This window comes from Janthinobacterium sp. UMAB-56, from assembly GCF_900095265.1.
GTDB lineage: Bacteria > Pseudomonadota > Gammaproteobacteria > Burkholderiales > Burkholderiaceae_D > Janthinobacterium.
Genome location: NZ_LT607655.1, coordinates 399,084 through 421,746 on the forward strand (window position 1 = coordinate 399,084; position 22,663 = coordinate 421,746).

Genomic DNA, 22,663 nt, shown 5'->3' on the forward strand with positions numbered 1-22,663 from the left:
TATCGCCGTTAAATTCGCTGCTTATTTCTTGTCGCTGCGAGTGATGAATACGCTGGCCACGCAGCTCGATATGATCAACACTGCCACCACCAGCAAGGACGCTTCCACCGGCACGTGGTACCACGGCATGATCAACATCTTGGCGCCGATGAACACCAGCACCATCGCCAGGCCATACTTGAGCATGTGGAAGCGGTCAGCCACGTCCACCAGCAGGAAGTACAGGGCCCGCAATCCCATGATGGCGAACAGGTTCGACGTGAAGACGATGAACGGGTCCGTCGTGATGGCGAAAATCGCGGGGATCGAATCGACCGCGAAGACCAGGTCCGTCACCTCGATCAGGATCAGCACCAGGAACAGCGGCGTGACATAGCGCACACCGCCCTTGGCCACGAAGAAACGCTCGCCATGGTCGCCGTCGGCCACCCGCAAGTGGCGGCGGGCAAAGCGCAGCACGGGGTTGTTCGCCACGTCCGGCTCGGCATCGGCCGCCACCAGCATGCGCAGGCCGGTAATCAACAGGAAGGCACCGAACAGGTACAGCACCCAGCTGAACTCGCTCACCACCCAGGCACCGGCCAGTATCATCACGGCGCGCATGACGATCGCGCCCAGCACGCCATAAATCAACACGCGGCGCTGGTACTGGATCGGCACCTGGAAGGCACTGAAGATCAACAGGAAGACGAAGACGTTATCGACCGACAGCGCTTTCTCGATCAGGTAGCCGGAGAAAAATTCCAGCGCCTTCTGGCTGGCGATCTCGGGTCCGGCCGTGCCGTTCAAATACCACCACAGTCCGCCGTTGAACAGCAGGGCCAGGCCTACCCACACGAGCGACCACGTGGCCGCTTCCTTGACGCCCACCTTGTGCGCCTTGTTGCCGCCGAAGACGAGCAGGTCCAGCGCCAGCATGAACAGGACGAACACGATGAAGCCGGCCCACATGGATGCCGTCGCAATGCTTTCCAGGCCGTTCATCGGCGGCCTCCGCAACTATCTGTTTCTATCCTGAAGTCCATGACACTCTCCTTGCATGAGTTGAGCAGCCATCATAGTCTCAATATAATCATCGAACAAATCGAATATAATTTATGAATACATCGAAAAATTCGATGTGTTTATTCTCCGGGAAAAGCATGTCGACACTCAACTTCAAGCACCTGCGCTATTTCTGGATGGTGGCAAAAACGGGCAGCATCGCGCGCGCGGCCGAACAGCTGCACCTGACGCCGCAATCGATTTCCGGGCAGCTCAGCGAGTTTGCCGACACCCTGGGTGTGGAATTGTTCCGCCGCAGCGGACGCCAGCTGGAATTGACGGACACGGGCAGGCGCATCCTCAGCCATGCCGAAAGCATTTTCAGCACGGGCGATGCATTGCTGGAAGTCGTGCGCGACCAGTCGCACACGACGACGACCACCTTCCGCGTGGGCTGCGCCGATTCCGTGTCGAAACTGATCGCCTGCCGCCTGGTCGCCCCGGCGCTGGGCCTGGCCGAACCGCTGCGCATCATTTGCCGCGAAGGACGGCTGGCCAGCCTGCTGGCGGACCTGGCCGTGCACCGGCTCGACCTGATCATGGCGGACCGCCCCATGCCGGCCCACTTGAGCGTGCGCGGCTATAACCATTTGCTGGGTGAAAGCGGCATGACCCTGTTCGGCACGCCAGCCCTGGCCGCCACCCTGGCGGGGGGCTTTCCGCAATGCCTGGATGGCGCGCCGCTGCTGCTGCCCGGCGAAGACTTCGCCATTTACGGGCGCTTGCTGCAGTGGCTGGGCGACAACCATCTGCACCCGCGCATCGTCGGCGAATTCGACGACAGCGCCATGATGAAGGCCTTCGGCCAGTCCGGCGCGGGCTTGTTCTTTGCGCCCACCGTCATCGCGCCCCAGGTCTGCGAACAGTACGCCGTGGTGGCGCTGGGCCGGGTCGACAGCCTCGTCGAGCAAGTCTACGCAATCACCACGGAACGGCGCTTGCGCCACCCGGCCACCATCGCCATCAGCCAGAGCGCGCGGCACGAGCTGTTCGTGTAAGCCTGTTCAGTCGCTGACGACGATCTTGCCCGGCTGTCCGCCCCGCTCCAGCAGCGCATGCGCGCGCCGCAAGGTGGCCGCGTCAAACGGCGACAAATGTTGCCGCACAGTGTGGCGCAGCACGCGGCTTGCCGGAACTGGGCCGCCTGTTCCTGCCCGCGCTGGCCGAATTTTCCCGGCAGCACCCCTCCATCGCGCTGGTCCTGGACTTTTCCGATGCGCTGGCCGACGCCAGCCTGGTCGAGGTGCTGAGCGATTACGCCATCGCCAGCCATCCGACCCGCACCTGGCGCCGAAAGTGCGGGCGCTCGTCGATTTCCTGGCAGCGGCAGGCATTCTGTTGCCAGTCGCCCACGGCTGAGGCTATGGAAATACATTCGAGCAAATACATCTATATAATGGCAAGTCTTCCCGACGCCCTGCGCGCCCCTTCCTGGACTTGCCGCAATGAAGCACTTGCACGATATACCCTCTGCCTTCAAGCATGAATTTGCCAACCCGCGCCTGTGGTGGTCACGCGCCGTCGTCGTCGGCATGGCCGCCGTCGCGGGCCTCGTCGTCGTCGGCTTTACGTGGCTGGCAGAGGAAGCACTGGACCTGTTTCTCTTTTTTAACGGCAAGGCCTGGTGGTTCGCCCTGCTGTGGACACCCGCCTGCGCCGCCCTGCTGATCTGGCTGACGCGCCGCTTTGCCATCGGCGCCGCCGGTTCCGGCATCCCGCAAGTAATGGCCACGCTGGACCCGGCCGTGGCGCCCGAACAGCGCTCGCTGTTCGTCTCCCTGAAACTCAGTGCCGCGAAGATCGTCCTGACGGCGGGCGGCTTGCTGGGTGGCTTGTCGCTGGGACGCGAAGGCCCGTCCGTGCAGATCGCCGCCGGCGTGATGCTGGCGGCGCGCCGCTTGCTGCCGCGCCACTCGCAGGTGAGCGCCCATTCCCTGCTGGTAGCGGGCGGCGCGGCCGGCATCGCGGCCGCCTTCAACACGCCGCTGGCCGGCGTCATGTTTGCCATCGAGGAGCTGTCGCGCTCGCCGGAGCAGCGCAACAGTGGCCTGATCGTGGCCGGCATCGTGCTGGCCGGCATGATGGCCGTCTCGATACACGGCAACGCCACCCACTTCGGCATCATCCACCCCGGCCCGATCGGCATGGCGCTGGCCATGCCCGGCTTGCTCGTGACCCTGGTGGCCGGCGTGGCCGGTGGCCTGTTTGCGCGGCTGCTGCTGGCGTCCGCCCGCGGCAATCCCCTGGGCAGGCTGTCGGCCTGGCGTACCGGTCGGCCCGTGCTGTTCGCCGCCGTCTGCGGTTTGCTGGTGGCAGCCATCGGCATCGCCAGCCATGGCGCCACCTTCGGCAGCGGTACCGTGGCCACGCGCGCCATGCTGGAAGGTTCATCCGACGTCGCGCCCGCCTTTGTCGCTTTTAAATACGTGGCGACCTGGCTGACCGTCTGGTCAGGCGTGCCGGCCGGCATCTTCGCACCGTCGCTGGCCATCGGCGCCGGCATCGGCCACGATATCGCCGTGCTGCTGCACTACCCGTATGCACCCGCCCTGATCGCGCTGGGCATGGTGGGTTTCCTGGCCGCCGCCACGCAGGCGCCGCTGACGGCTTTCATCATTGTCATGGAAATGGTCGACGGCCACGGCATGGTACTGAGCCTGATGGCGTGCGCCGTGGTAGCCAGCACGGTGTCGCGCGTGCTCAGCGAACCGCTGTACGGGGCGCTGGCGCAGCTGCAACTGCAACGGCTGCCGGCGCCACCGAACTAAAAATGGCGGCAGGGGCGCAGCAAACGCCCCTCCTGCCATGCGCAAACGCTGCGCGTGCCATCCTCGGCCCAGCTGCGCTCCAGGCCATCCTTGTTCCCTTGCAGAAAATTGACGCGCGACTTTTCACGGCCGTCCGGCCACCAGGCCTGTTGCAGGCCATGGCGCTGGCCGCCCAGATACGCCCCACGCTCGGCCAGCCTGCCATTTGCATGAAACACTTCGACCTGGCCCTCCAGCACGCCATCGGCAAAGTGCGCGCGATTGTTGACCTGTCCATGCTCGTCAAAGCTCAGGTACTCACCATCGGCGGGCTGGCCCGCCTGGTACAACACTGCACGGCTCAGCTGGCCATTCGCATGATAGTGGCGATGCCAGCCCGCATACTCGCCGTCCCGGTAAGCCTTGCGGCTCTTCACCGTGCCGTCCGCATAATACGCAACGCTCACGCCGTCGAAGTCCCCCTCACCATTGCGCTCTTCCAGCAGGGCCGGCTGGCCGTCGGCAAAATACACGCTGCGCTGGTAGGCGTAGCGCGGCGACGCCACGTCTGCGCTCAGCAGCCAGGCATCCATGTGCAGCTTGCCTGGCGGCTGCGCGAAATACAGTTGCCAATGCCAGGCCTGGCGCGCGGCATCATGGCGCAGCGGCGCGCGCTGCTCGTACATGGCGGCAGTGGGTGCTGCGGGCTGGTAATCGGCGTCGACATACAGGGTGGCAGGCAATTGCCCGGAGGGCAAGGCCGGGATGGCCATGCAAAGGATAGGGGAAGCGGCCAGGACGGCAGCCAGCAAAACGGGAATGACTATCTTCAATGCGAACTCTCGTCAACGTTGCGACAGCGCCGATGATAAGGGCAAGCGGTGCGCTCCTGCCACACGCTTGCCGCGCGACTACATGGTGAATGGGAAGGGCTGCAAACCCGCCTGCCTGTCATCGGGGGCGACCACGGCCAGCAAGGCGTTCAAGCCCTGGTTCAGGTGCGCCAGGCTATCGGCATCGAGCTGGCCCAGGGCGCTGGGCAGCAAGCCGCGCGCCGGCTGCGGTGCGCCTGTGATCACGGCCTGCCCTTGCTCTGTCAGGGTCAGGGTGACCACGCGCTGGTCGGGCTGGTCGCGCGCCTTGCGCACATAGGCTTTTTTCACGAGCGCATCGACCAGGTTGCTGGCCGTCGTCTGGTGGATGGACATCTTGCTGGCAAGCTCGCCCATGCGCAGGCCTGGCCGCTCCAGCAATTCCTGCATCACCCACAGTTGCGCGCCCGACACGCCGCATTGCTTCTCGATCTGTACCGAGTGGCGCTGCGCCGCGCGCATGACGACGCGCATGTTTTGCAAGGCCATGCCTTGCGCCCTGGCCAACGCCAGAACTTCCGCTTCCACCACCATTGCCTCCCGTTATCCTGCCGGCTTCACGCCTGCTGGCGGGCCGGAAACCGTACATGATACCGACAAAGGCGGGTGCGCCCCTATAGCCTACTGAGCGGCAGGCACTGGCGCTCCGGCCTGCCAAGCCTTCTCCCACACCTGCTTGCCCGACTTATCCCAGCGGCGCTCGATGCCCTGCTGCTTGCCGTGCTCATACGGCACAAGCTGCAGCAGGCTGCCGTCGCTGGCCCAGACTTGCAGCAAGCCATGGCGCTGGCCATCGCGCATGGGGGTGACCTTGGCGCGCACGCCATTGTCATACCATTGCGTCACATCGCCCTGCTCGCGCCCTTGCGCATCCTGCTGCCAGGCGATCGTCGGCTTGCCGTTGCTGCCCCACTTCTGCATGCTGAGCAGCTTGCCCTTGCGGTACAGGGCCTTTTGCGCCAGCTGGCCATTGTCATGGCTTTCAAACGACCAGCCATCGGCTTCGCCATCCACCCAGACCTTGCGCGCGAGCACCTTGCCATCCTCGGCCAGGGTGAGGAACTCGCCATCCTGCTTGTCATGGATAAAATGACTGCGCTGGAACAGCTTGCCATCGGCGTAAAACACTTCCTGCACGCCATGCATCTTGCCGCCTTTCAGGAAGGCATGGCTGCTCATCTTGCCATTCGGCCCGTATGACACGTACTCGCCATCGGCCATCTGCTTGCCGTGGTAGCTGATGCGGTTCATTAGCTGGCCATTCTCATGGTAATTCTCGGAGATGCTGTCGCGCCCGTTCGGCAGCAGGGTCACGCGCTGCTTGACTTGCCCGTTTGCATAGTATGACGCGCCACCGGTCAGCACATTGCCCTTGGCGTCCAGCCTCTCATCGCGGGCCAGCTGTCCATTCGGGTAATACCACTTGCGCAGGTGGACAAAGCTGGCCTGGCGCAGATCGAGGTCGGTGGCGTAGGTTTCCAGCGCCAGCGTGCCCGGCGCGTCGGGAAACTCCAGCAGCACATGCCAGGCGCCCAGCGCCTCGTCGCGCACGGGCGCCGTGCGCAGCGCATACGCGGCGTGGCGCACGTCGCTCGCCGCATAGTCTTCGTCCAGGTAGATGCTCCTGTCCTGCGCTTGCTGCTCCTGCGCCGCCAGCGGCAGGGCCGTCATGAGCGCCGCCAGCAGCGCCAGACGCACGGTCCGCATGGTCTGTCGATAAGGCATGCGATCCCCTACTTCGCCGCTACCGGCTGGCCATCCTGCCACGCCTGTTCCAACACCAGCTTGCCGGCCTTGTCCCAGTGGCGCTCGATGCCGTGCTTCTTGCCATGTTCATACGGCACGATCTGGCGCAGGCTGCCATCGCTGTACCAGGTCTGCAGCAAGCCGTGGCGCTGGCCTTTGACAAACGGGGTCACGCTGGCGCGCACGCCGTTGGCATGCCAATCCGTCGTATCGCCGTGGTCGCGCCCCCGCGCGTCTTTCTGCCACGCAAAGATGGGCCGACCATTCGGACCCCACGTTTGCAAGCTGAGCTCGGCACCTTTCTTGTACAGCGTCTTGTTCGACACGACGCCATTGTCATGGCTTTCAAACGACCAGCCGTCGGGCTGGTCGTGCACCCACACGGTCCTGGCCAGCACGCTGCCATCCTGGGCATACCTGACAAACTCACCCTCGCGCTTGCCATCGACGAACTGTCCCCGTCGGTGCACCTTGCCATCCGCATAAAACGATTCCTGCACGCCATCCATCTTGCCATTGCGTCGATACGAGCGGCTGCTGACGGCCCCATTCGCGTCGTAGGACACATGCTCGCCATCGGCCATCTCGTCGTCGTGATACAGCGTCTTGTACGCCAGCTGGCCATTCTCGTGATACGTTTCCGAGATGCTGTCGCGCCCGTTCGGCAAGGCCGTCACCCGCTGCTGGACCTGGCCATTCTCGAAGTACACGCAGCCGCCGAGCAGCTCCTCGCCCTGGGCATTGAAGTAGGTTTCGCGCAACAGCTGGCCATTCTCGTAATAATTCTTGCGAAAACGCACGAACCTGACCTTGCTCAAGTCGAGGTCGGTGGTATAGGTTTCAAAGGCCAGCACGCCCGGCATGTCGGGAAATTCGAGCCGCACATGCCAGGCACCCAGCGCCTCGTCGCGCACGGGCGGCGTGCGCAGTGCGTACATGGCGCGGCGTTGACTGCTGGGCATGAAATTTTGATCCAGATACATGGTGTGGTCTTCCTCCTGTAAGGTTGGCGTTGGCGTTGGCGTTGGCGTTGGCGTTGGCGGCGCCGGCCGCTCCTGTGCCGCCAGCGGCAGGGCCAGGACCATGCCCAGCAAGGCTGCCAGCGCAGCCTGTGCCGCGCGCGTCGTCCGTGGTGTGTGCATTGTGTTCCGTTGCAATGTTATTGTGCGGCTGCCATCATAATGGAAAGCAACGTTTCCCCCTGTCACGAATGGCATCCATGCACTTGCCAGCCGCACACTGCGACACACGGATACTGGACAGATCGATGCCTGGATCGCCGAAGCGTGCCACGTCCTACCCCTGAACGGCGCCTGGTCCGATTTCACCGCCACGTTGCGCGTGGAAGGCACGGCGCTGGGCGCCACGCTGGCATGACAGGAAAGGCACGTGTTCTAAGCCGCGCCATCCTTGACAGGCGACAACTGGCTCGCATGCAGGCGCGCATACGCGCCTCCCTGCTGCAGCAAGGCGGCATGGCTGCCCGACTCCACCAGGCGACCGCCCTGCATGACGACGATGCGGTCGGCGCTTTCGATGGTGGACAGTCGGTGGGCGATGACGATGGTGGTACGGTTGCGCATCAGCACTTCCAGCGCCGCCTGCACCTGTCGCTCCGACTCCGTGTCCAGCGCGCTGGTCGCTTCGTCCAGCAGCAGAATCGGCGCATCCTTGTACAGGGCGCGGGCGATGGCCAGGCGCTGGCGTTGCCCGCCCGACAGGCGCGAACCGTTCTGCCCCGCCTGCGTGGCGTAGCCTTGCGGCAACTGCATGATGAAGTCGTGCGCGTAGGCGGCACGCGCCGACGCTTCGACGCGGGCCATGTCCGGCGCCGGGTCGCCATACGCGATATTCGCCGCCATGGTGTCGTTGAACAAAATCACATCCTGGCTGACGAGGGCGAACTGGCGCCGCAGGGCCAGCAAGGCATAGTCGCGCACGTCGACGCCGTCGAGCAATATCTGGCCGCCGCTGACGTCGTAGAAACGCGGCAGCAAGCCCAGCAAGGTCGTCTTGCCGCCACCGGAGCCGCCCACCAGGGCCACCGTTTCGCCGGCGCGGATCTCGAGCGCGATATCGCTCAAGGCCGTGGGCGCGTCGGGATCGTCACTGTTGTAGCGGAAATGCACGTTTTGCAAGGACAGATTGCCCTGCACGGCCGCCGGGGCGACGCTGCCAGGGTCCGGTTCCAGCGGCGTGTCGATCAAGCCAAACACCGACTCGGCAGCCGCCAGGCCACGCTGCAGCGGCTCATTGATCTTGGTCAAATTCTTGATCGGCGATTGCATGGCCATCAGTGCGCCCATGAAGGCGACAAAGGCGCCCGGCGTGATGGCGCCGCTTTGCGCGCGCAGCATGGCGAAATAAATCACGGAAGACAGGGTAATGCCGACCAGCATCATGATGAAGCCGGAATTCATGGCCGACGTGGCTGCGTGCTTGACGGCCAACTGGCGGTTGCGCTTGACGACGTCGACGAAGCGCGCCTGTTCATAGTCTTGTCCGCCGAAAATCTTCACCACGCGCTGGCCGGCGATGCTTTCATCCAGCACCGACGTCAGCTCGCCCACGGCTTGCTGCGAACTCTTGCTCAGGTGGCGCATGCGCCGGCCCGCCAGGGTCACGACGATGGCCACGATGGGCATCGAGGCCATGCAGAACAGGGCCAGTTTCACGTCGATGCTGAACAGCAAAATCAGGTAGCCGACAGTGGCGACGGAATCGCGCACCATCACATTGAGCACGTTCAAGCCCGCCTGCGACACCTGGCTGGCGTCGAAGGCCACGCGCGACTGCGTCAAACTGGTGGTGGTGGTATCGAAGAAGCGGCTGGGCAGGCGCATGATGGTGGCGAACATCTTTTCGCGCAAGTCCGCCTGCACCCGGCTCGATAACCAGACGGAGCCGTAGTCGCCGGCAAAGCTCGACACCATGCGCAGCACGGCCAGGCCCAGGATGGTGGCGGGAATCACCCACAAATCCACCTGCCCCGCCTGTGCCGGCAGGAAGCGGTCAACCCAGCCCTGCAGCATGCCCATCACGCCGGACGCGGGCGCGACCTGTGCGCTGACCGTCGTGCGCATGGCGTCGACGACGTTTTGCAGCTGGCGGATTAACAACACATCGGTGGCGGACGCCACGCCCACCGCCAGCAAGGTGGCGGCAACGATGGCGCCATAGCGGCGAAACTGGCCGGCCAGGCGGAAAAACAAAAGGCGACTTTGCTGCATGCAGATGGGAAAAGTGAAGGTAAAGCGTGATTCTAACCGCTGCCAGACTTAGCTATGAGAAAGTCGTTGCCCTGCCGGTACAGATCGCTGGCAAGGGCAGCGCTGCGGAAGCTGCGCTTCGCTCCCCGTTCTTGATCGAAAATCGCATCAGGAACGGCCCGACAACATCCTGCCGTAGGACAGTGGGAGGCGAGAATGGCTTGCCCCTGCACAAAAACGCTGCCCTGCCGCATAATGCGGGCATGTTCAAACTGACTTTTCTCGGCACGTCGTCCGGCGTGCCCACGCGCCACCGCAACGTTACCTCGCTGGCCCTGCAAACCACGCACAACCGCGACTGGTGGATGATCGATTGCGGCGAAGCCACGCAGCACCGGCTGCAGCGCCTGCCCTTGTCCGTGCACGACCTGGTGGGCATTTGCATCACCCACGTGCATGGCGACCACAGTTATGGACTGCCGGGCTTGCTCGCCAGCGCCTCCATGACGGGGCGCAAGAAGCCCTTGCTGCTGATCGCCCCGGCCGCCATCAAGGCCTGGATCGATGCGACCCTGCTGCACACGGAACTGTTCCTGACGTATCCGCTGATCCACATCGACGTTGACAGCGCGCCAGTCGTGCATGAAGCAGCAGGCTTGACCATCGAGCGCCATGCGCTGTCGCACCGCGCACCGAGCGTCGCTTATCGTTTCGCGCTAGAAACAAGCAGGTGGAAGCTGGACAAGGCGGCCCTGCTGGCGGCGGGCGTGCCGCCCGGTCCCGCCTGGGGACTCTTGCAAACGGGCCAGGATGCGATCCTGGACGATGGCACGGTGTTGCGCGCCGACGCTTTCCGCCAGACGGAAACGCAACGCGCCACGGTGGTGATCGGCGGCGACAACGACACGCCATCCTTGCTGGCAGAGGCTTGCGCCGATGCGCAACTGCTGGTGCATGAAGCCACCTACACGGAAGCGATGTTGCAGAAGGTGGGCCCCGGCCCCACGCACAGTTCCGTGCAGCGCGTGGCGCAGTTTGCTGAAGCGGTGCGCCTGCCGAATCTGATCCTCACCCACTTCAGCGCCCGTTATCACCATGCGGACGGCATGGCCGAACTGGAAGCGGAAGCGCGGCTGCATTACTCAGGCAAACTGTTTTTAGCGCGCGACTTCGACAGTTATGAACTCGATGCGGCGGGCGTGCTGAGCAAGCTGCCGGCGAAATCCCACCAACAACCCATTAGTGGGGATTGACACAATACTGCGCCGCATACTCGGCCGCCAGCGCGCGCGCCGCCTGCTGCTGTGACGGCGTGAGGATTTCCAGCAACTGGTCGCGGTTCTTGATCGATTGCGCGCTGCCCGCCTCGGCCGGCATGGCGATCCACGCATACGCCTGCACGTAATCGAGCTCCACGCCCTGCCCTTGCGCGTACAGCAAGCCGTATTCATTCTGCGCCGACAGGGAACCGGCTTCGGCCGCCTGCTTGTACCAGAACGCCGCCTCGGCGTAGTCTTGCGGTACTCCATCGCCCTTGCGGTAGGCTTGCGCCAGATTGAATTGCGACTGGCCATCGCCCGCCTCGGCCGCCTGGCGTCCATACGCGAGCGCTTGCGCCCTGTCTTGCGCGACGCCATCGCCGCTCGCATACATCAGGGCCAGGTTGGCCAGCGACGGCGGAAAGCCCGCTTGCGCGGCGGCCGTGAACAGTTCCACCGCTTTCGGCAAGTCTTGCGTCACGCCGTGGCCCTGGTAATACAGGCTGGCCAATAAATGCTGGCCAGCCGGATCGCCGGTGCGCGCCGCCGCATCGAATTGTTTGAATGCCTCGGCATGATGACCGTCGTTATAAGCGCGAATGCCCGCTTCATTAAACGATACGGGAGAGGATGGCATACAGATTCCTTATTCGGGTTTTTTGGGGCATTGTACACAGCACTGTTCCGCGCAGAATGCACGATAGGGAATGGTGTGGCGCATTGCCGGATGCATGCAGTATGATCATTCTCCGCCTGATGCAATCGGGGCATAGTGCCCGAATGCCCGCCCAAGAATAGCGCCATGAAACTGACTGTCTTTTCCTTATCGCTGCTTTTATTCCTGATGTCCACCTCGGCTTATGGCGGCACGCTGCACCTGGACCAAGCCGCAACAGGCAAGGTAGGGCAAGCCGCCGCTATCCGCTATGCGTATCACGATGAAAAACAGACGTATCGGCTGAAAATCGGCAAGCAGTGGATAGCGGGCCGTTGCAGCAGCAGCGGCACGGGCAATTTGCACGCGCTGCTGCTGGACATGAATTTCGACGGCCATGCCGACCTGTGGGTCACCGGCTACACGGATAGCCAGGCGCGCATCCGCTGTTCCGATGTGTGGCTGTGGGATGCGTCGGCGAAACAATACAGTTTCAACCAGCCATTATCAGCGATTCCGAATCTGGAGATCAGCATAGCCGGGCAAGGAATTGAAGGCGGCATCGCCAATTGCGGCTGCGCGGCGCAATGTTTTTACGAAGACAGCTATGCCTGGCGGGAAAACAAATTAATTGCCACCGCCCGGCGCGCACAGGATTGCGAGCGTTACCGGGAATATCGCTTGAATGACAAAAATGCCTTGATTATCGTCAAGGATGAAATCATCGATAGCGGCAATCCCGCCCAACAGGCAATCGATAACGTAAAAGCTTATGACTGGCGGCGCCATGCGCAAACCATGCGCAAACCCTGGGAGTAAATCCTTTAATACCATCCAACCATTAACGCACACATGACGACACATCCAGCATCGATTACTTTTCATGCCGCCAGGGCGGAAGACACGCCTGCCTTCATCGAATTGCGCGGCAAGACGCGGCAAAACGCCATTCCCAGTGAACGCCTGGCGGCAGTGGGCATCACGGCCGAGTCCTGGGCCGACATGATGCACTCGGGCAGCCTGCCTGGCCTGGTCTGCCATCACGACGGGCGTCTGGTCGGCTACTGCTTCGGCGAGCGCGACACAGGCGAAATCATCGTCCTGGCGCTGCTGCCGGAATTTGAAGGCCTGGGAATCGGCAAGACCTTGCTGGAAGGAATCATGGCGCAGCTGCGCGCGCAAGGCCACCAACGGCTGTTCCTGGGCTGCTCCAGCGACCCGGCTTCGCGCTCCTACGGCTTTTACCGTTACCTGGGCTGGACCGCAACGGGCGAGACGGACAAGTATGGCGATGATGTGCTGGAATTTCACTTCACGGCCTAGCACCTAGCCCGGCACGCGATTGGCATCCCACACGCGCATCAGCTGCGTGATGGCAGCGTCAAACACGGCATAGCCCACGCCATCGCGGGCCTGGATGGACACGCCCGATAAAAAGCTGTCGAAGACGAACGCCAGCGCCCCACCATCCGTCTGAGCGGACAATTCTCCGCTGGCCATGCCCCGCTCGACGCAGCGCGCGAAACCAGCGCGGGTACGGGTGCGCGAAGCCGTGAGGGGCGTGGCCACGGCCGCATGCTCGGTCGTCGGCGCGCTCATGCAGCCCAGCGCCACCATGCAGCCAGGCGGGTGGCCCGGCTCGGACTGCATGCTGGCCGACTGGCGCAAGGCCAGCTCGATGGCCGCGCGCGGCGCCATGCCCTCGTCCCACAGGCATTCCGTGACGCGTGCAAACGTCTCCAGATAGCGTTGCGCCGCTTCACGGAACAGCGCTTCCTTCGAGCCGAACGCCGCATAAAAACTGGGCGCGGAAATGCCGCCGCCCAGGCTCGCCTTGAGCTGGCTCAAGGAGGTCGATTCATACCCTTGTTGCCAGAATAAAAACATGGCCTGCTCGACGGCTGCCTGCCGGTCGAACGTGCGCGGCCGTCCCATTTGCGCCATCTCTCGCTCCTTTTCATCCACTTACATACTACTCGATACAGAAGTCGTTGACAACGCGGCGCGCCATCGCCTATATTTATACCGATCGATACATATATACCGCCACGACGGTCGGGGCACTCTTGCGCCCGATCTCTTTACAAGGATGTCTGCCGTGAATCACGCTACGCTCACCACCGGAACCAGCCCTGCGCTGGCCGATCGCCTCCCCGTTTCAGGCCTTTTGGCCCTGGCCATGACGGGTTTTATCTGCATCGTCACGGAAACCTTGCCCGCCGGCTTGTTGCCGCAGATCAGCGCGGGACTCGGCATCAGCGCCGCGCTTGCCGGTCAAATGGTCACGGCATACGCACTAGGTTCCTTGCTGGCTGCCATTCCGCTCACCATCGCCACGCGCGGCTGGCGCCGCCGCAACGTGCTGCTGCTGACCATCATTGGCTTTCTCGTCTTCAATACCGTCACCGCGCTGTCATCGCATTACTGGCTAACCCTGGCGGCCCGCTTCTTTGCCGGCATGGCGGCCGGCCTGGCGTGGAGCTTGCTGGCAGGCTATGCGCGGCGCATGGTGGCGCCGCAGCAGCAAGGCCGCGCGCTGGCACTGGCCATGGTGGGCGCGCCCGTCGCCCTGTCCCTGGGCGTGCCGCTGGGCACCTTGCTCGGTTCATTGGTCGGCTGGCGCGCCGCCTTCTGGATCATTTCCGCGCTAACATTAATCCTGCTCGGGTGGGTGCTGGCGCAAGTGCGGGACTACCCGGGCCAGTCCACGCATGAGCGCATGCCCCTGCGCCGCGTCTTCACGACGCCGGGCGTGCGCCCCGTGCTGGCCGTCGTCATCGCCTGGATGCTGGCGCACAACATTCTCTACACCTATATCGCCCCGTTCGTGGCGCCGGCCGGACTGACGGGCAGAGTCGACCTGGTACTGCTCGTCTTCGGCGCCGCGGCCATGGCCGGCATCGGGATCACAGGCAAGCTGGTCGAGCGCCACTTGCGCGCCACCGTGCTGGCCAGCCTGGCGACCTTCGCCGTGACAGCCCTCGTGCTGGGTTGGGCCGCGCACTTCCCTGCGGTCATCTATATAGGCATGGCCGTCTGGGGCCTGAGCTTTGGCGGCGCGGCAACGCTGTTGCAGACGGCACTGGCCGACACGGCCGGCAGCGGCGCCGACGTGGCCTTGTCGATGAATGTGGTGGCATGGAATGGCGCGATTGCCGCTGCGGGCGTGGTTGGGGGCGCCTTGCTGGAAACCTGGGGCGCGGGCGCCTTGCCGTGGGCCATGCTGGCCTTGCTCATGCTGGCTTTCCTGATCGCCTGGTCGGCCCGCGCGCATGGCTTCCGGCCGGGACGGCGCAACGGTGCGGCACCCGTGGCCGGGCATTGAGAAGCCCCTAGGAATTGGCCGCCGGCACCGCCACGATGCGGGGCACGTGCCCCGTATGCGCGAGGAAACGGACCAGGCTGGCATGCGACAGCGCCACCGTGGCCGTGTTGCGCAGCGGATGGGCGTGCACAGAATCAGCATCCCACACGGCCTGGTCCAGCACCAGCTCCACCGCCTGCGCGCTGTCATGCAGCAGGGCAAACAGGCTGACGGCCCCGGGCGTGATGCCAAGGTGCTGCAGCAAGCGTTCGGGCGAGGCCATGCTCAGCTTGCTGGCCGGCAGCAAGCGCCCCAGCACCGCCAGGTCGATGCGCTTGTCGAAAGGCACGATAACGAGAAAATGCCGGCGCCCCTTCTCGTCGCGCACGAACAGGTTTTTCACCATCAGGCCGGGCATGGCGGGCACGTGAATCAGCGCTTCGGCGATGGTGTGCACAGCCGGGTGCTCGACGAACTGGCAATCGTCGGCGCTGCTTTCCAGCCAGCGGGACAGGGTTTCTTGCATGGTGACTCCTCAGCCAGGAAGAATGGGCGATGAGGGGATTGTAGCGGCGCGCCGCGTGCGCCGCTTGCCCTCAAGGCTTGCTCTCGTCTTCCTTCTGGTCTGCCGCCGCCAGCCCCCAGTCATTCCAGCCTTCGCCAAACAGCTCGACCGGATGCTGCGTGCGCTCGGAACCATTGCCGCAGCGCATGGCATCCGGCGGACAATACTTGTCGCAGCCCCAGCAGATGCGTTCGGGGTTCTTGGGATGCAAGGGGAAAGGCTTGGCCATGGGGATGGGCGACGAAGTCGGTTGAAGTCTCGTCAACGACTCTAGACCTGGCGCGGCAGGCGGTCAAACGAATTTCGACGGGAAATTTGTCTGGGGTCAAGCTTATGCAGAGTGTGGGGCATCGGCAAGGCGCCGCGCCCCAAGGTGCACGATTTCCTGGACATGCTCGCTCAATGTTTGCGCGCGACTCTCGGGAGCGCGCTGGTCGGCCACATCGCCGGCATGGTCGTTCATCGATTAAACCGGTTTCCGTCTGTTAAAATAGTTGAAAATTTTAATGATCAGACCATGAATAACCTGGTCTTTTTTAAATACGAGGAATGTGCTTAACAAATGAAAGCCCTTATATTCTGCACCAGCTTTATAAAAGATGCCTCAGCATGGGAAAGCCGGTATCAACGGTGGCTCGATTACTACGAAAATATTCCAATCAATGCAGTAAAGAAGATAATGATTGACGATGGCTCGCCATTTCTGCCACCCGTCGAAATCATCAAGACAGTTTCGCATAACGCTTCGCTGGCTTCGAATGGCGACAAAAACCTCATCATTCGCTTCGACAACAATCTGGGACGACAAAGCGGGGCTGACTACCCTGGCTGGTGGCGCAGTTTTCTCCACTCGGTGAAGGTGGCAAACGAATTAGGCGTGGATAAAATCATCCATATCGAGTCGGACGCCTATATTATGACGCCTCGCCTGGTAAATTTCATCAATGAAATCGAATCAGGCTGGAATGTCCTGTGGTCCCCGCGCTATCGTTTTCCGGAAACGGCCATTCAAATTATCTGCCGAGATCAATTTGCCATCTTTGAGAAATTCAAGGACAACTATCCGGATTATGCCTTCCCGGATATTGCGGAAAGATTACTTCCTTTCACCGCTGTGCACAAACAGTTCAAAGGGGACCGCTACAGCGATTTCACGAAAAACAGATGGATATTTCGTTCGCGAAAATTCAACAAAATTCCAATTTTTAAACATGTTTTTTTCTGGGAAACGATACCGCCCGACGCAGACTTTGTCACGCAAGGCATTAGCCGTCAACAATTCGCGTTCAGACGGGAAGAGATAGCTTGACTGGGTCACGCCGGAGAACGCGCCAGGTCGCGCCGGCGAGGGGCAGGCAGGCCCTGCCTTTCGACTCTCACACGCTGGGCGCCGCCCGGCGAGTTTCTACTAAGCAATAAAAACCGCCCGAAGGCGGCTTCTCAATTTCCCGGCGGAAGCGGTGCAATGCCTGCAACTAGCAGGCATGAGCCGCACAAGTCCACTTACCATCCATGTGGCGACTCAGGTACCGTCGATCCCTCAATCATGGCAAGGTCGTGTCCAAACCGGTCATCCTGACAACGAAGAAGGTGACGATCCCCAAGGCCAGCAGCGATAGCACGAAGACTGCAACCACCTTGCCACTAGCGCGTAGCACCGCGCGATTCTGCTTCGCCTTATCCTTGTCCTTCTTCCCTTGATCGTAATGCCACTTGATGGCGAAGAACATGCCCGTGCCGAGCACGAGGGCCTTGAATGTAACGAAGACTATAGGAGTCCAATCCATCATTTTGAGTCTTTCCAGTCTATTACTTGACACTATCTATCGTGAGGAACACTCCCTCAACACGCTGCAGCAGCAGCTTCTGTTCAAACCATCACCCCAAACATCCTGTTTGACTCTTTCATTATATCCAGCTATGAAATAACAATGGCATCCGGCGCAGAGATTTGCCGAATACAGGGAATAGAGTAGAAAACGTCAGCGACTGCCATGCAAGGATGGTGTTGCTGCACGTTCTGATGCATACTACTTTAAAACAATTTCCATACATTGAGACAAAATGTCCCAGTTGAAAACCATACAAGATGAAAATTTGACACGCTGGTTGCCGCGTTTAGCCGCGAACAAAGGGCCACGTTTTTTGCAGATTGCGGATGCGTTGCAGGCGGCGGTGGCAGACGGATCTTTGACACCGGGTGAGCGCCTGCCTCCGCAGCGCCAGTTGGCAGCACAGCTGGGCGTCGACCTGACGACGATCACGCGCGCATACGACGAAGCCAGACGCCGCCACTTGCTGGAGGGCCGAGGCGCTCGAGGCACTTATGTCGCGGCGCCGAAAGTGGAATTGACCGCCATCCTCGACCTGAGCATGAATACCCCGCCACCGCCGGATGGCGTGGACTTCGACGACATGTTGAAACAAGGCTTGTCTCAAGTATTGATGCGAGCAGATAATGAATTGCTGATGACTTACCACCTGGGCGGGGGAAGCGACTCCGACCGTCAGGCTGGCGCCAGATGGCTGGCACCGATGTTCGGACAGCTCGATTCCGCGCAGCTTGTTGTCTGTCCTGGTGCGCAAGCGGCGATTGCCGCATTGATCCTTGCGCTGACGGAGCCTGGCGATGTTATCCTCGCAGAGCCAACGAGTTATCCCGGCTTGCGTGCCGCAGCGACCCAATTCGGCCGGCACCTCATTGCAGTAGAAGCGGACAAGCACGGGATGTTGCCTGAGATGCTTGAGGCAGCGTGCCGCCAGCACAAGCCTGGGCTGGTCTACCTCAATCCGACACTACAGAACCCGACGGCCATCACCATGCCGGAACGTCGGCGCAAGGAGCTCGCCAGCATCGCCAAGCGCTGCAATGTACGCATCGTCGAGGACGATCCCTACTGGCTGCTTGCCGATGCCCCGCCACCGCCTGTTGCCACGTTCGCCCCGGAACAGGTGGTCTACATCTCCACCCTGTCGAAATGCCTGACGCCCGGCTTGCGTGTCGCCTTCGTGCTGATACGCGACCCGATTGAGCGCGAACGTTTCCTCGTCGCGCTAAGATCATTTGCGCTGATGGTCGCGCCTCTGACGGCCGCACTGGCCACTCAGTGGATACTCGACGGTTCGGCTGACGGATTGATGGAAGGCGTACGCAAGGAGGCGCGCCTGCGCCACCGGATGGCGCGGGATATTCTGGCGGGGCGGTACAGCGGCTTTGGTGATGGCCTGCATGTATGGCTCGAGTTACCGGCGTATTGGAACTCCTCACAGCTTGCGCGTGCAGCCGACAGAGAGGGCATCGCCGTCACGCCGGCAGAGGCATTCGCCACCGGCAACGTATCCATGAATGCCATTCGGATCTCTTTGGGCAGCATCAAGGACCGTGGGCGCTTGCAGGCAGGTCTTCAACGACTGTCTCATCTGCTTGCGCGCCGGCCCGAATCGTTCAGCACTGCGGTGGTTTAGCGGGCGCGAGGGTCAGATACCGTCCTGAATGGCAAGTCCTTTTACCAAGTAATGCCAGCGCCGCGTAGAGATTTTGCTAAAAACAAACAACCCAGACCAAGCTTTCCACCGTTCGTCGCAAATCCAGGGAGCCTCAGGCAACGCCCGATAAGATTAGCCCATTCAATGAATGAAAGGGAAACTTATGCGCATTCGTCCATGGCTATTGCCAGTCCATGCTTCAGGCCGCGCGCTACGCCTGGGAGCCTTACTGGGGGTGGCGGCCTGTAGCGCAACCGCCCACGCGGGCGAGACCGATATAGCCGGGCGTATCGCCGGCGGGCTGCGACAGCGGGTGGACATCGCAGGCGAGCCGGCGCAGACCTTCGACATCCAGCAGCGCCTGCGCCGCTATAAGGTTTCCAGCGTCAGCGTGGCAGTCATCCGCGACGGCAAGATCGCTTGGGCCGGCGTCTACCGGCAACCGTCCGCACCTGCGGCCGACACCGACACGCTGTATCAGGCCGCGTCCATCAGCAAGGGCGTGACCGGCGTGCTGGCGCAGCGGCTGGCGGGTAGCAACAAGCTCCAGCTCGATGAGCCGGTGGACGCCTGCCTGCGGCCGTGGACCCTGCCCGCCGGACAGCAAAGCCCCGGGCATCCGGTGACCTTGCGCAATCTGCTCAACCACACCGCAGGGGCGACCGTGTCCGGTTTCCCCGGCTATCCACCATCGCAGGCGATTCCTGCGGACCTTCAGGTCATCAAGGGCGAGCCGCCGTCGCTCACGCCGGCGGTCGCCATCCAGACCATCCCGGGCGCGGCCTATGCGTATTCCGGCGGCGGCTACACCATCGCCCAAGTCGCCATGCAGCAATGTCTGCGCACGCCTTTTGCGGAGTTGGTGCGCCAGCAAGTACTGCAGCCGCTGCAGATGCGGCGCAGCACATTCGCGCAGCCATTGCCGGCGGCAGAACACAACCGCGCGCGCGGCCACTACGCCGACGGCAGCGAAGTCGAAGGCGGGGCCTTCGTCTATCCCGAACTGGCGGCCGCCGGCCTGTGGACCACGGCCAGCGACCTGGCGCGCTTCGCCATCGGTGTCCAGCAGTCGTGGAAAATCGGCACGGCCTTTCTGAGCACCGCCAAGGCACGCGATCTGCTGACGCCGGCGCTGAACAAGTATGCGCAGGGCTTCTTCGTGGTCGGCGATGGCGAGCACAAACGCTTCATGCATTCCGGCGGCAACACCGGCTTCAAGAGCACCTACGCGATGTATCTCGACAGCGGCAACGGCGTAGTAGTCATGACCGACGGCGACAACGGCAGCTATCTTGGCGGCGAGATCGTCAAGGCGGTGGCGTCCGCCTACGACTGGCCGGAGTTCAAACCTCGCCTGGCCCAGACGGCGCCGCTGGACCTGGCAACGGCCACACGCCACGTCGGCATCTACCAGCTCGACAACTTCGAGGGCCGTTTCGCCAACCGCTACGAACTGCGCTTCGACGGCAAGGACTGGACGATGGTGATGCCGGACATCGGCACCACCCGGCTAGTGCCGACCGGCAAAACCAGCCTGGTGTCCCCCGAGACCGGCGACATCATCGAACTGATGCAGGATGGCACCCAAGACCTGCTATTGATCGGGGGGCGCAAGGCCCACCGCAGCCCGGACAGCTGAATCGGCAACGGTAGCGCCAACGCGGCAAGAGCGTGCGAGGCAGTGCTGGCAAGCTACGCTCACGACGAGCATCCAGACCTGCGCACCGTGGCCGCCATGGTGATCGACACGAGGGGCAGATACCGTCTTGCGCACGAGCGCACGAGGGTCAGGCTAAGCTAGTCCGGTTTTCATGGACATTCTAATAGGGGACAATATACCCCGGAGGATATTCATGAATAAAAAACAATTACCGTCGGAGCGGGAGATCGTTCCCATGTCACCGGAATCAGCACCGAAGTTGCGCGCCACATTCACAGATGAATTCAAGCGCGATGCGGTAGCGCGACTGCGCGCGGGCAATCAAAACGCTACGGCGTTCCAGAAGAAGAGCGCAAGGCAGTCGATGCCCAGAGCGACGAGATGCGGCGAACCACCTGCAGCGTCAGTTTGACGTGAAGGAGCCGAATCGGGCTTGGGTTACCGACATCACTTATATCCGTACATGCGAAGGTTGGCTATACCTGGCCGTCGTGTTGGACTTGTTTTCACGCCAAGTCGTTGGTTGGTCGATGAGTTCGCGCATTGACCGAGAGTTGGCGATGAATGCACTCTTGATGGCTGTCTGGCGCAGGCAACCGAAGAATACAGTGACGGTGCACTCGGACCAAGGAAGTCAGTTTAGTAGTTATGACTGGCGCGACTTCCTCGATGCCCACAATCTGCAGCAAAGCATGAGCCGGCGCGGAAACTGTCACGATAATGCTGTAGCGGAAAGCTTCTTCCAGCTAATAAAGCGCGAGCGTATTCGCCGAAAGATCTACGCAACATGGGATAAGGCCAAGGAAGATGTCTTCGACTACATCGAGATGTTCTACAATCCAAAACGTCGGCATGACTGTAACGAGAGGCTTTCGCCGGTCAATTTTGAAAAGCGGTATTTTGAGAGGCTAGAAAGTATCTAGCAAACTCGTCGCGATTCAGTTCTAGCCTCGGAATGACAACAAAATGACAGTTTTTTTTCGCCTATAGCAGTCATCAAAGCCTGCATCCATGCAGGCTGTCTTGCGTTTGTTGAGCGAGTAGCCAAGCTGGTTTTAACAGCTACGCCGCCCGCAAACCACTTCGCCTTCGTCTTAAACTCAAAATTCCAAGTCTTATACGATTTTTTACAGTACCTAAAGGTTCAGCCACTATACTTGCAACTTCTGAGTGACTTAATCCTTTGTAATAAGAAAGATAAATCGCCTCCATTTGAGAACCATTAAGCTTTCGCAAATATTTCATTATAAGTAGTGAAGACTGCTTCTCTGTTAATACCGCGTCAGGCTCAAGAGAATTACTTGACTCTTCCTCTTTTTTGTTGTCTTTCACGAATTCATAATTTGAATAAAACTTTGATGTCCTTAAAGCGTCTAAAGCTTTATTCTTGACGATTGTTCGCATCCACGTTACAGGACTACCTCTATCAGCATTATAAGAGGTGGATTGAAGCCAAATACTTGTAAATGTTTCCTGCACCACCTCTTCAGCAATTTGTTTATTTTTAACAATTTTATAAGCATAAAATAATAAATGTTTACTTGAAGCATCGTGAAGCATCCGGAAAGACTGTATGTCATTTTTCTCAATCCAATAAGCAAGGTCGGAATTTGTATTTTCTCTTGCAGGAATAGATTCAATTTCCACCTTGACCTCGCAAAGAATTGAAATTAATTTATGCAACAAAATATTCATCTAATTAAAAACATAAATACCGCAATGAAATTACAATGAAAAATTGTTTCCTCTAGTCAAGACAAATCATACTGGTTCGTCCTGGACAAATGTTCACATTTTGTAACAACTTGAAATTAATATTCAAAATAATATGTACGCTTGCATACATAACTTCTCGAATAAGAGTTACTAAAACTGGAGCTTCCTTGCTCAGTTGGGGAAAACACGAGGCACGAGGGTCAGGTCCTGGCATTCAGACACGTGCTGAGGCGTTGGGTGCGGTGAAAGCTGGCGCAGTCGAAAAGCTGATTGGAACCACGAACGCGCGCCAGCGGCGCGCGGAGCTGCCGCGCAGCGGCAGCAGGTGGAGGATTCGGGGTAAGCGTCAAGCCAGCGCCGTCTTGAGCCCGTCAATGAATCAGAAGATGATGGCATCACA

23 protein-coding genes and 1 pseudogene are annotated in these 22,663 nt (G+C 61.0%); 12 read left to right on the forward strand and 12 right to left on the reverse strand.

Annotated elements, in window-relative coordinates; genetic code table 11:
* Positions 1–21 precede the first annotated feature (21 nt).
* Positions 22–984, reverse strand: a complete 963-nt coding sequence (locus tag K0F85_RS12715) for a TerC family protein (RefSeq protein WP_306984471.1) — start codon at positions 982–984, stop codon at positions 22–24.
* A gap of 158 nt (positions 985–1,142) precedes the next feature.
* Between K0F85_RS12715 and nhaR the strand changes: the two genes are divergently transcribed.
* The 3 genes from nhaR to K0F85_RS12730 all read left to right on the forward strand — a co-directional run bounded on the left by nhaR (position 1,143) and on the right by K0F85_RS12730 (position 3,812).
* Positions 1,143–2,042 carry a transcriptional activator NhaR gene (nhaR, locus tag K0F85_RS12720; protein ID WP_219116350.1) on the forward strand — a complete coding sequence of 300 codons (900 nt, stop codon included), beginning with the start codon at positions 1,143–1,145 and terminating at the stop codon, positions 2,040–2,042.
* Positions 2,043–2,170: 128 nt separating this feature from the next.
* Positions 2,171–2,530, forward strand: coding sequence for a hypothetical protein (locus tag K0F85_RS12725; RefSeq protein WP_219116351.1), 360 nt, complete (start codon positions 2,171–2,173; stop codon positions 2,528–2,530).
* A complete protein-coding gene (locus K0F85_RS12730; RefSeq protein WP_219116352.1) occupies positions 2,490–3,812 on the forward strand; it encodes a chloride channel protein in 1,323 nt (440 codons plus the stop codon). Before K0F85_RS12725 ends, K0F85_RS12730 begins: the two co-directional genes overlap by 41 nt.
* Here K0F85_RS12730 and K0F85_RS12735 read toward each other — a convergent pair.
* The 5 genes from K0F85_RS12735 to msbA all read right to left on the reverse strand — a co-directional run bounded on the left by K0F85_RS12735 (position 3,809) and on the right by msbA (position 9,621).
* Positions 3,809–4,624 (reverse strand): toxin-antitoxin system YwqK family antitoxin, encoded by an 816-nt coding sequence (locus tag K0F85_RS12735; protein ID WP_219116353.1) that lies wholly within the window; start codon positions 4,622–4,624, stop codon positions 3,809–3,811. The two genes, K0F85_RS12730 and K0F85_RS12735, sit on opposite strands and share 4 nt — an antisense overlap.
* Before the next feature lie 78 nt (positions 4,625–4,702).
* Positions 4,703–5,197, reverse strand: coding sequence for a MarR family winged helix-turn-helix transcriptional regulator (locus K0F85_RS12740; RefSeq protein ID WP_219116354.1), 495 nt, complete (start codon positions 5,195–5,197; stop codon positions 4,703–4,705).
* A gap of 87 nt (positions 5,198–5,284) precedes the next feature.
* Positions 5,285–6,388, reverse strand: a complete 1,104-nt coding sequence (locus tag K0F85_RS12745; protein ID WP_219116355.1) for a toxin-antitoxin system YwqK family antitoxin — start codon at positions 6,386–6,388, stop codon at positions 5,285–5,287.
* Between the two features lie 8 nt (positions 6,389–6,396).
* Positions 6,397–7,551: a toxin-antitoxin system YwqK family antitoxin gene (locus tag K0F85_RS12750; RefSeq protein ID WP_219116356.1), complete on the reverse strand. Its 1,155-nt coding sequence runs from the start codon at positions 7,549–7,551 to the stop codon at positions 6,397–6,399.
* A gap of 252 nt (positions 7,552–7,803) precedes the next feature.
* Positions 7,804–9,621 (reverse strand): lipid A export permease/ATP-binding protein MsbA, encoded by a 1,818-nt coding sequence (msbA, locus tag K0F85_RS12755; RefSeq protein WP_257572731.1) that lies wholly within the window; start codon positions 9,619–9,621, stop codon positions 7,804–7,806.
* Between the two features lie 260 nt (positions 9,622–9,881).
* On the opposite strand from msbA, the gene K0F85_RS12760 reads away from it, so the two are divergent.
* Positions 9,882–10,871, forward strand: coding sequence for a ribonuclease Z (locus K0F85_RS12760; protein WP_219116358.1), 990 nt, complete (start codon positions 9,882–9,884; stop codon positions 10,869–10,871).
* Here the strand turns inward: K0F85_RS12760 and K0F85_RS12765 are convergent.
* On the reverse strand, positions 10,858–11,514 hold the full coding sequence (locus K0F85_RS12765; RefSeq protein ID WP_219116359.1) for a tetratricopeptide repeat protein: 657 nt from the start codon (positions 11,512–11,514) through the stop codon (positions 10,858–10,860). The two genes, K0F85_RS12760 and K0F85_RS12765, sit on opposite strands and share 14 nt — an antisense overlap.
* Before the next feature lie 165 nt (positions 11,515–11,679).
* Here K0F85_RS12765 and K0F85_RS12770 point away from each other — a divergent pair, with 165 nt between their 5' ends.
* Both K0F85_RS12770 and K0F85_RS12775 read left to right on the forward strand, forming a co-directional pair.
* Positions 11,680–12,351, forward strand: a complete 672-nt coding sequence (locus K0F85_RS12770; RefSeq protein WP_219116360.1) for a hypothetical protein — start codon at positions 11,680–11,682, stop codon at positions 12,349–12,351.
* 33 nt (positions 12,352–12,384) lie between these two features.
* Positions 12,385–12,855 carry a GNAT family N-acetyltransferase gene (locus K0F85_RS12775; protein ID WP_219116361.1) on the forward strand — a complete coding sequence of 157 codons (471 nt, stop codon included), beginning with the start codon at positions 12,385–12,387 and terminating at the stop codon, positions 12,853–12,855.
* A 3-nt stretch (positions 12,856–12,858) separates the two neighbouring features.
* On the opposite strand, the gene K0F85_RS12780 is transcribed toward K0F85_RS12775, so the two are convergent.
* Positions 12,859–13,476 carry a TetR/AcrR family transcriptional regulator gene (locus K0F85_RS12780; protein ID WP_219116362.1) on the reverse strand — a complete coding sequence of 206 codons (618 nt, stop codon included), beginning with the start codon at positions 13,474–13,476 and terminating at the stop codon, positions 12,859–12,861.
* Between the two features lie 145 nt (positions 13,477–13,621).
* On the opposite strand from K0F85_RS12780, the gene K0F85_RS12785 reads away from it, so the two are divergent.
* Positions 13,622–14,857 carry an MFS transporter gene (locus K0F85_RS12785; protein WP_374198690.1) on the forward strand — a complete coding sequence of 412 codons (1,236 nt, stop codon included), beginning with the start codon at positions 13,622–13,624 and terminating at the stop codon, positions 14,855–14,857.
* Between the two features lie 7 nt (positions 14,858–14,864).
* Here K0F85_RS12785 and K0F85_RS12790 read toward each other — a convergent pair whose 3' ends face one another.
* Positions 14,865–15,362, reverse strand: coding sequence for a prolyl-tRNA synthetase associated domain-containing protein (locus K0F85_RS12790; RefSeq protein WP_219116364.1), 498 nt, complete (start codon positions 15,360–15,362; stop codon positions 14,865–14,867).
* 70 nt (positions 15,363–15,432) lie between these two features.
* Entirely contained in the window at positions 15,433–15,630 is a 198-nt protein-coding gene (locus K0F85_RS12795; protein ID WP_219116412.1) for a DUF3079 domain-containing protein, read from the reverse strand.
* Between the two features lie 333 nt (positions 15,631–15,963).
* On the opposite strand from K0F85_RS12795, the gene K0F85_RS12800 reads away from it, so the two are divergent.
* Positions 15,964–16,710: a hypothetical protein gene (locus K0F85_RS12800; RefSeq protein WP_219116365.1), complete on the forward strand. Its 747-nt coding sequence runs from the start codon at positions 15,964–15,966 to the stop codon at positions 16,708–16,710.
* 235 nt (positions 16,711–16,945) lie between these two features.
* Here K0F85_RS12800 and K0F85_RS12805 read toward each other — a convergent pair whose 3' ends face one another.
* Complete coding sequence (locus K0F85_RS12805; protein WP_219116366.1) at positions 16,946–17,191, reverse strand: hypothetical protein; 246 nt, start codon at positions 17,189–17,191, stop codon at positions 16,946–16,948.
* A gap of 274 nt (positions 17,192–17,465) precedes the next feature.
* On the opposite strand from K0F85_RS12805, the gene K0F85_RS12810 reads away from it, so the two are divergent.
* The 4 genes and pseudogenes from K0F85_RS12810 to K0F85_RS12825 form a co-directional block, all read left to right on the forward strand.
* Entirely contained in the window at positions 17,466–18,866 is a 1,401-nt protein-coding gene (locus tag K0F85_RS12810; RefSeq protein ID WP_219116367.1) for a PLP-dependent aminotransferase family protein, read from the forward strand.
* Positions 18,867–19,050: 184 nt separating this feature from the next.
* Positions 19,051–20,526 carry a serine hydrolase gene (locus tag K0F85_RS12815; RefSeq protein ID WP_219116368.1) on the forward strand — a complete coding sequence of 492 codons (1,476 nt, stop codon included), beginning with the start codon at positions 19,051–19,053 and terminating at the stop codon, positions 20,524–20,526.
* Between the two features lie 214 nt (positions 20,527–20,740).
* Positions 20,741–20,959, forward strand: a complete 219-nt coding sequence (locus K0F85_RS12820; protein ID WP_219116369.1) for a hypothetical protein — start codon at positions 20,741–20,743, stop codon at positions 20,957–20,959.
* A pseudogene (locus K0F85_RS12825) lies at positions 20,862–21,470 on the forward strand (IS3 family transposase); the annotation flags it as partial. The gene K0F85_RS12820 and the pseudogene K0F85_RS12825, both read left to right, overlap by 98 nt.
* Before the next feature lie 139 nt (positions 21,471–21,609).
* Here K0F85_RS12825 and K0F85_RS12830 read toward each other — a convergent pair.
* Positions 21,610–22,230, reverse strand: coding sequence for an RNA polymerase sigma factor (locus tag K0F85_RS12830; protein WP_219116370.1), 621 nt, complete (start codon positions 22,228–22,230; stop codon positions 21,610–21,612).
* Positions 22,231–22,663 lie beyond the last annotated feature (433 nt).

Coding starts and splice junctions, on each gene's coding strand:
- K0F85_RS12795 (WP_219116412.1), bottom strand. CDS start 15,630: ATGGCCAAGCCTTTCCCCTTGCATCCCAAGAACCCCGAACGCATCTGC.
- K0F85_RS12800 (WP_219116365.1), top strand. CDS start 15,964: ATGAAAGCCCTTATATTCTGCACCAGCTTTATAAAAGATGCCTCAGCA.
- K0F85_RS12750 (WP_219116356.1), bottom strand. CDS start 7,551: ATGCACACACCACGGACGACGCGCGCGGCACAGGCTGCGCTGGCAGCC.
- K0F85_RS12730 (WP_219116352.1), top strand. CDS start 2,490: ATGAAGCACTTGCACGATATACCCTCTGCCTTCAAGCATGAATTTGCC.
- K0F85_RS12715 (WP_306984471.1), bottom strand. CDS start 984: ATGAACGGCCTGGAAAGCATTGCGACGGCATCCATGTGGGCCGGCTTC.
- K0F85_RS12740 (WP_219116354.1), bottom strand. CDS start 5,197: ATGGTGGTGGAAGCGGAAGTTCTGGCGTTGGCCAGGGCGCAAGGCATG.
- K0F85_RS12820 (WP_219116369.1), top strand. CDS start 20,741: ATGAATAAAAAACAATTACCGTCGGAGCGGGAGATCGTTCCCATGTCA.
- K0F85_RS12815 (WP_219116368.1), top strand. CDS start 19,051: ATGCGCATTCGTCCATGGCTATTGCCAGTCCATGCTTCAGGCCGCGCG.
- K0F85_RS12745 (WP_219116355.1), bottom strand. CDS start 6,388: ATGCCTTATCGACAGACCATGCGGACCGTGCGTCTGGCGCTGCTGGCG.
- K0F85_RS12765 (WP_219116359.1), bottom strand. CDS start 11,514: ATGCCATCCTCTCCCGTATCGTTTAATGAAGCGGGCATTCGCGCTTAT.
- K0F85_RS12775 (WP_219116361.1), top strand. CDS start 12,385: ATGACGACACATCCAGCATCGATTACTTTTCATGCCGCCAGGGCGGAA.
- K0F85_RS12805 (WP_219116366.1), bottom strand. CDS start 17,191: ATGATGGATTGGACTCCTATAGTCTTCGTTACATTCAAGGCCCTCGTG.
- K0F85_RS12780 (WP_219116362.1), bottom strand. CDS start 13,476: ATGGCGCAAATGGGACGGCCGCGCACGTTCGACCGGCAGGCAGCCGTC.
- K0F85_RS12810 (WP_219116367.1), top strand. CDS start 17,466: ATGTCCCAGTTGAAAACCATACAAGATGAAAATTTGACACGCTGGTTG.
- K0F85_RS12785 (WP_374198690.1), top strand. CDS start 13,622: ATGTCTGCCGTGAATCACGCTACGCTCACCACCGGAACCAGCCCTGCG.
- K0F85_RS12770 (WP_219116360.1), top strand. CDS start 11,680: ATGAAACTGACTGTCTTTTCCTTATCGCTGCTTTTATTCCTGATGTCC.
- nhaR (WP_219116350.1), top strand. CDS start 1,143: ATGTCGACACTCAACTTCAAGCACCTGCGCTATTTCTGGATGGTGGCA.
- K0F85_RS12760 (WP_219116358.1), top strand. CDS start 9,882: ATGTTCAAACTGACTTTTCTCGGCACGTCGTCCGGCGTGCCCACGCGC.
- K0F85_RS12790 (WP_219116364.1), bottom strand. CDS start 15,362: ATGCAAGAAACCCTGTCCCGCTGGCTGGAAAGCAGCGCCGACGATTGC.